Raw genomic sequence first — 6,546 nt, forward strand, 5'->3', positions numbered from 1 at the left:
TGCGCGCCTTTTCCCCCTGCTCCCTTTCTTCTTCAGCCGACGACGACCGGCTCGCGCCGGTCATCGTTCATGCCGCTCAGTTGCAGTACTGGGCGTTCGCGTCGGTGTTGACTTCCGGCGGCTTGGCCGCGAGGAACTTCTGCACCGGCACGACCGTGGCGTTGCAGTTGTCGTCGGTGCGCAGGTCGAAGACGTGCCAGTAGCGCGTCGAGTCCGCCACCTCGCCCGCCGGCGGCGAGAAGACCGACTGGGCGCCGCGGTTGCTCAGTTCCACGCGCGCGGGCGATCCGGTCTGGCCCGGGTTGTAGGTGCCGGAGTAGTTGTAGACGAAGAAGCGGTAGGTGCGATTGCGCGCCAGCTTCGCGAAAGTCGTGTACTCGGGACCGAAGCTGTCCACGTCGTCCACGTCGAGGCCGATGAACGGCGCGGCCGCGAGCGAGCCCTTGTTGGCGTAGTAGACCTCTTCACCGACATTCGCGCCCATCGTGTGGGAATCGAGGTCGAAGGGCCGTTCACCCCAGGTCAGCTTGATCGACATGGCCGAGGCCGTCAGCGTGAGGCAGCCATCGATCGTGATGTCCTGCTCACCCAGCGTCGCATTCGCCGCATTGGAGAGTTCGGCGTTCTTGCTCGCCACCACGAAGGCCTCGCTGCTGCGCTTGGCCGGCACCGAGAACTCGCCATTGGCATTGGTGACGGCAGAACCGACGCCGCTGTACGACTTGCCTTCCGACAACACGACCGCACCCGCGACGCGCTCGCCGGCCGCGTTCTGCACGCAGCCGTTGACGCGCACCGTGTTGTAGACCTGATCGGCGTTCCAGGTCGTGAAGTGCGTGACCGTGCCTTCGTAGTACTGGTTGGGCGCGGTGCCCTGCAGGCTCGCGCTGCCCTCTTCCACCCACAGGCCCGTGCTCGTGTTGTAGAAGAACAGCGGCACCGTCGGCGGCAGCGCGGCGCTGCGCGACGAAGGCGCGATGCGCACGGTGGCGCTCACGCCCTGCGCGAGTTGCAGCGGTGCGCCGTCCGCGTCGACGAAGCTGGCATCGAGCGCGCCGAAGCTCTCCATCGCCGCCGGTTCGCCGCTGGTGGCGGCGAGGTAGTTGCCGGGCATCAGGTTGACGTTGGTCGCGGGCGCGATCGGCGTGAGGCGGCCGGTGGCCTGGCCAGTGGGCGCGCTGCCATCGGCGCGGCGCAACGCGTTGGCGGGCAAGCGCACCATCGCGGTCGAGCCCGGCACCGCGATGTCGCGCGCAAGAGCCGGATTGAAGGTGTCGCTGAAGGCCACCGGCAGCATCGGGATGTTGATGACGGTGCTGGCCTCGGCGGCCGCGAGCGCGGCGGTGGCACGGCTCTGCGGTGCGAAGCCGCTCTTCTCGTAGCTCAGCAGCACCGAGGTGCCGTTGGTGATGCCTTCGAGCGCGTAGGAACCGTCGTCGCCGGTCATGGCGCTGATGCCATCGGCCGTGACCTTGACCTGCGCGATGCCGGCGCCGTCGAGGGCGTTGGTCACGCGGCCCGTGACCTTTGCGTCCTTGCGCACGGGAGTGCCGGGACCGCCCGGGTCACCCGGATCACCGGGATCGCCGCCGTTCTGACCGGGCGGCAGGAACGCGAAGCCGGAGCTTCCGCTGCCGCCGCCGCACGCGGCAACGGCCAACGCGACCGCCACGGCGGCCACTGCAATCTTGAATTTCATGGGTGTTCTCCCCCTCTGTAGCAACTGATCGATGAGTGCGGCTGCAATGCAGCAGCGTCGGATTCCGATGCGCGCCATGCCATGCGATGCATCGAAGGGGACCGAGCGTATGCATCGCGAGTCGCGGCAAACAGTGCCAAAAGTCACGCACATGCAACGGCCGCCGCATGCGATGGGAGAAGTGAATACGGAAGACCTCTCGGGGGTATTTGCATCGCCGCGATCGGCCGATGCAACCCGATTGCGCTAAGCGTTCCAGTCGATCAGACCGGTACCGCTCCAGTGACCGAACGAGGTGAGGTCGAGCTTGGGCCGCGCGATGCGACGCCAGGTCGCGACCATGTTCATCACGCGGATGTCGTCGAACACGACCAGCGCATGCGCGGGCAGGTTCAGCGTCGCGAGGTTGTCGAGCATCCGCGCCTCGGTGTGGCCGTCCTTGGGTCCGTCGACGAAGACCAGGTCGGCGGCCTCGAACAGCGCGCGATGCGCCTCGACGCCACCGGGCGCGGAGATGTCGTGCAGCACTTGGCGCACGCGCCCCTGCTCGAAATCGGCAGGCGCCAGCCAGGTCTGTTCGAAGCCGTGCCAGGGATGCAGGTCGAAGGTGGTCACGCTGCCGCCCGCGGGCAATTCCTGCGCGAGCGCGAGCGTGCCCATGCCGGTGAAGGTGCCGATCTCGACCACGCGCATCGGCTTCAGCGTGCGCACCAGCGCGGCGAGCAGGCGGTAGTGCTCGCCGGGCCAGGTGTCGAACCAGTGCGGTTCGGCCGAGGGACGGCCCTCGTAGACGGTCAGCGCGATCTCGCGCGCGGCCGAGGCGGCCCGCAGCGCGATGTCGAGCAGGCGAGCGCTGGGCCGCGCGGGCTCGTCGTCGAGGCTCGCGATGACCGAGAGCTCCTTGTGGCGCGCCGGTACCTCGGCGAGTCGGCGCTGGAGTTCGTCGAAGGTCATGGTGCGGGCCCGATGCAAAAAACGCAGTCTAGGCGCCGCCATGCAGCTTCATGGCGCGGGCGTGAGACGAATCCGCTCCACCGTTTCCTTTTCCACGGCCGCGCGGCTGTAGACCAGCGGCACGTACTTGCCTTCGAGCCACAGCGGCGCGAGGTCGCGGTAGTTGGGACTGTCGGGATTGCCCGACTGGCCCGGCGTGTTGATGACGCGCGAGGCATCCCAGTTGCCCACGTCGAGCACCATGCGGAAGGACGCACCCGAGGTCAGCCGATAGTCGCTCGCGCGATAGCTCGCGGCCATCGGCGTGAAGGACGAGCCCGACATCGGCCAGTCGCCCACGTCGAGCTTCCTGCGCGTGGCCGCATCGACGATGCCGCCGAGCGGATGGCGGAACTCGGCGCGGTGCAGCGCGCCCCACTTCCAGGCCGCGGGGTCGGCGCCGAGCTTGTTGCTCAGTTCCTGCATGGCGGGCGCGATGGTCTGCACCAGGATCGCATCGCGCTGCGCGTTGCTGACCCAGCCGAAGGGGTTCTCGAGCAGCAGGATCATGCGCGTGTTGTCGCCCGGCAGCGCGTACTGCACGGCCGACTCGCCCGCGCCGGCCTTGAGCACGGCCTGGCGCAGCGGCTTGCTGCTCCAGACCTCGTAGAGCGCGGCGGCCGCGCTGTCGCGGTCCATGGTGCCATCCCAGCCCTGCAGCATCGCGAGGCCGGCCGCGGTCTGCGCATCGCTGCTGCCCAGGCCCGCGAGCAGCTTGAGCAGGCGCCGTGCCGGCGTGGCGACGATGTCGTTCTGCATGCGTTGCGAATCCTCGAGCGTGAAGCGCTGGCCCGCGGCCACCTTGTCCGCGAACAGCTCCTTCAGGCGCCGCGCGCGCGCCGCATCGCTCCATTCGTAGCCGATGCCCTTCTTCGCGGCCGGGTGCTCGCTCGGGATGTTGTTCTCGTTCGCGGTCACCACATAGCCGCGCGCGGGATTGAACTCGGAGGGCAGCTCGTCGCCATTGCGGAAGCCCGACCACTCGTAGCGGCCGTCGCCCGGCACCGGCATCAGGCCGTCCCAGTTCGGGCGGATCGGCGTGAGCCCGCCGGGGATCCAGCCGATGTTGCCGTCGCGGTCGGCATAGACCTGGTTCTCGCCGGGCGCGCCCCAGCGGTTCATGGCGGCGCGGAACTGGTCCCAGTTCTGCGCGCGCATGTAGTCCATCGAGCCGAAGTACGGCGCCATGCCCGGCTCGAGCCAGGCCGCGCGCAACGCATAGGCGCGGCGCTTGCCGGGCTCGGACAGCAGCACCGGCCCATGGCGCGTGAAGGTGTTGACCAGCTCGCGCGGCGCGCGTTCGCCCTTCACCGCGATGCGCTCGGTCACGCGCACCATCGGCTCCCAGCGGCCCTGGTAGCGGTACTCGTTGGGATTGCGCGGATTGAGCTGGTAGACGTAGAGGTCCTCCTGGTCCATGTAGAAACGCGTGAGCCCGAAGGCGATGGTGCCGTTGTGGCCGATCGACAGGCCCGGCAGGAAGGGCTCGCCGGCGCCGATCGCATCCATGCCGGGCGCGCTCAGGTGTGCCATGTAGCGCAGGCTCGGCGCGCCGTGCGCGCGGTGCGGATCGTTCGCGAGGATCGGCCGGCCCGTGGCGCTGAGCCTGGGCGCGATCACCCAGTTGTTGCTGCCGTAGGCGGCCGTGGGGTCACCCTGCTCGGCCCGTGCCTCGTCGCCTGCCTGCGACACCGCGAAGCTGCCGGGGCCCGCGCCCTGCTGCGGCAGCGGCGTGTTGGCCTTGGTGAACTGCGGTGCCTCGGTGGCGCGCAGATAGGCCGCGCGCAGCTCGGCGGCGGGCACGGTGCAGGGATCGAGCCCGGGCGGCACGCGCGGATTGACGGGCGGGTCGAGCTCGCGCCGCAGCCAGTCGGCCTTGATGCCGGGGCCGCCCGCGCAGTAGGCACGCGCGCGTTCGATCTCGGAGGTGAGGTTGAGCGTGAGGCCATGGTGGCGGATGCGCACCACGTCCTCCGACGACCAGGTCGCGGGCTGGTAACCGAGCAGCTTGAACTCCGGCGGCAACAGGTCGGGTTGCGCGCGCACCTGCGCCACGTAGGCGTTGACGCCGGCCGTGAAGGCCTCGGCCACGCGCTTGGCGTCGGAACCGTAGGCCAGCCACTCGCGGTACATGTCGCCGCGGTAGAGCACGGCGCGCGCGGCGCGGTCGCTCTCGACCCAGGCGGGACCGAAGTCCTTGGCCATCTCGCCGAGGCCACGCTTGCGCCACAGGTCCATCTGCCAGAGCCGGTCGCGCGCCGCGATGAAGCCCTGCGCGACGAAGGCGTCGTAGAGCGTGCCCGCGTAGAGGTGCGGCACGCCCCAGCGGTCGACGAGCACCTCGGCCGGCTTCTCGAGGCCCGGCACGGCGAACGACGAAGGCGCGCGTGGCGGTGTACTCGTCGATGGCGGTGTTTCGGCGGGCGGTCCCGAGGCGCAGCCCGCGAGCGCGAGCAGCACGGCCAGCGGCACGAGCCGCAGGGCGAGGGAACCGGAACGGGGGGATGCGATGCGCCGCGCGACAGGGCGCGGGCGGGGCGTGCGCTTCATGGATCTCGTCTCCTTCTTTCTTATGGGCCGGCCCACGGTAATCGCTTTCGCCCGCGCGTGGGTTACAACGCGTGACGAGGCCGCTTGTAGACTCGTGCGGCCATGCCACCCGCCCTCCTGTCGCGCCGCGACCTCCTGCTCGCGGCCCTCGCTGCCTCTTCAGGCCTCGCGCCCGCCTGGGCCCTGCCGCCGCGCATGCTGCAGTTCCCGCGCGACTTCGGCAGCCATCCCGAGCTGCGCACCGAGTGGTGGTACATCACGGGCCATGCGCAGGCCGAGGGCGGCCGCGACTTCGGCTTCCAGGTCACCTTCTTCCGCTCGCGCGTCGACGCGACGCAGGGCATGCGCTCGAAGTTCGCGGCGCAGCAGCTGGTGTTCGCGCACGCGGCCGTGACCGACCTCGAGGGCCGCGCGCTGCGGCACGACCAGCGCATCGCGCGCGCGGGCCTGGGCGGAGCCTCGGCCAGCGAAACCGACACCGCGCTGCGTTTGCGCGACTGGTCGCTGCTGCGCGGCGCGGACGGCTACACGGCGCGCATTCCCGCCAGCGGCTTCACGCTCGAGCTGCGCTTCGCGCCCACCCAGCCGGTGCTGCTGCAGGGCCGCGCGGGCCTCTCGCGCAAGGGGCCCGACGAGGCCCAGGCCAGCTACTACTACAGCGAGCCGCAGCTCGCGGCGCAGGGCCGCATCGTGCTCGACGGCCGGCCCTTCGCAGTGCGCGGCAAGGCCTGGCTCGACCACGAATGGAGCGAGGCGCTGCTGCACCCCGAGGCCGTGGGCTGGGACTGGATCGGCATGAACCTCGACGACGGCAGCGCACTCACGGCCTTCCACCTGCGCCGCGCCGACGGCAGCGCGCTGTGGTCGGGCGGTTCGTTTCGCGCGGGCGACGGCACGCTGCGCGTGTTCGGCCCCGACGAGGTGCGCTTCGAGGCCGGCCGCCCGTGGAACAGCCCGCGCACGCAGGCGCGCTATCCCGTGCAGTGGCGCGTGCGCACGCCCGCGGGCGAGTTCGAAGTGCGCGCGCTGCTCGACGACCAGGAGCTCGACAGCCGCGGCTCCACCGGCGGCGTGTACTGGGAAGGCCTGAGCGACCTGCTCGATGGCCAGGGTCGGCGCGTGGGGCGCGGCTATCTGGAGATGACGGGGTACGTGGCGCCGCTGAAGCTCTAGGCGAGCGCCCGACCCCGCGCCTTCATCGGGCCTTGCGCCGATCGATGAAAGCGATGATCTCGCCCATGATCCCCTTGCGGAAGGCGAGCACGCAGATCACGAAGATCAGGCCCGTGACCATGGTCACCGAC

4 protein-coding genes and 1 pseudogene are annotated in these 6,546 nt (G+C 70.2%); 1 reads left to right on the plus strand and 4 read right to left on the minus strand.

Translation table 11 applies throughout. The features are described from left to right. Positions 1 to 76: 76 nt before the first annotated feature. From KV106_RS37665 to KV106_RS37675, 3 genes are all read right to left on the minus strand, one after another. Positions 77 to 1,699: a carboxypeptidase regulatory-like domain-containing protein gene (locus KV106_RS37665; RefSeq protein ID WP_057597097.1), complete on the minus strand. Its 1,623-nt coding sequence runs from the start codon at positions 1,697 to 1,699 to the stop codon at positions 77 to 79. A 246-nt stretch (positions 1,700 to 1,945) separates the two neighbouring features. Further along, positions 1,946 to 2,653 carry an O-methyltransferase gene (locus KV106_RS37670; protein ID WP_261217210.1) on the minus strand — a complete coding sequence of 236 codons (708 nt, stop codon included), beginning with the start codon at positions 2,651 to 2,653 and terminating at the stop codon, positions 1,946 to 1,948. Positions 2,654 to 2,701: 48 nt separating this feature from the next. After that, positions 2,702 to 5,242 (minus strand): penicillin acylase family protein, encoded by a 2,541-nt coding sequence (locus KV106_RS37675; protein WP_261217212.1) that lies wholly within the window; start codon positions 5,240 to 5,242, stop codon positions 2,702 to 2,704. Positions 5,243 to 5,344: 102 nt separating this feature from the next. Here KV106_RS37675 and KV106_RS37680 point away from each other — a divergent pair, with 102 nt between their 5' ends. Continuing rightward, positions 5,345 to 6,415, plus strand: a complete 1,071-nt coding sequence (locus KV106_RS37680) for a lipocalin-like domain-containing protein (protein ID WP_261217214.1) — start codon at positions 5,345 to 5,347, stop codon at positions 6,413 to 6,415. A 22-nt stretch (positions 6,416 to 6,437) separates the two neighbouring features. Here KV106_RS37680 and KV106_RS37685 read toward each other — a convergent pair. After that, a pseudogene (locus KV106_RS37685) lies at positions 6,438 to 6,546 on the minus strand (branched-chain amino acid ABC transporter permease); the annotation flags it as partial.

Origin of the sequence: Variovorax endophyticus, assembly GCF_025376855.1 — a bacterium.
Taxonomy (GTDB): Bacteria; Pseudomonadota; Gammaproteobacteria; order Burkholderiales; family Burkholderiaceae_C; genus Variovorax.

Coding starts and splice junctions, on each gene's coding strand:
- KV106_RS37675 (WP_261217212.1), bottom strand. CDS start 5,242: ATGAAGCGCACGCCCCGCCCGCGCCCTGTCGCGCGGCGCATCGCATCC.
- KV106_RS37665 (WP_057597097.1), bottom strand. CDS start 1,699: ATGAAATTCAAGATTGCAGTGGCCGCCGTGGCGGTCGCGTTGGCCGTT.
- KV106_RS37680 (WP_261217214.1), top strand. CDS start 5,345: ATGCCACCCGCCCTCCTGTCGCGCCGCGACCTCCTGCTCGCGGCCCTC.
- KV106_RS37670 (WP_261217210.1), bottom strand. CDS start 2,653: ATGACCTTCGACGAACTCCAGCGCCGACTCGCCGAGGTACCGGCGCGC.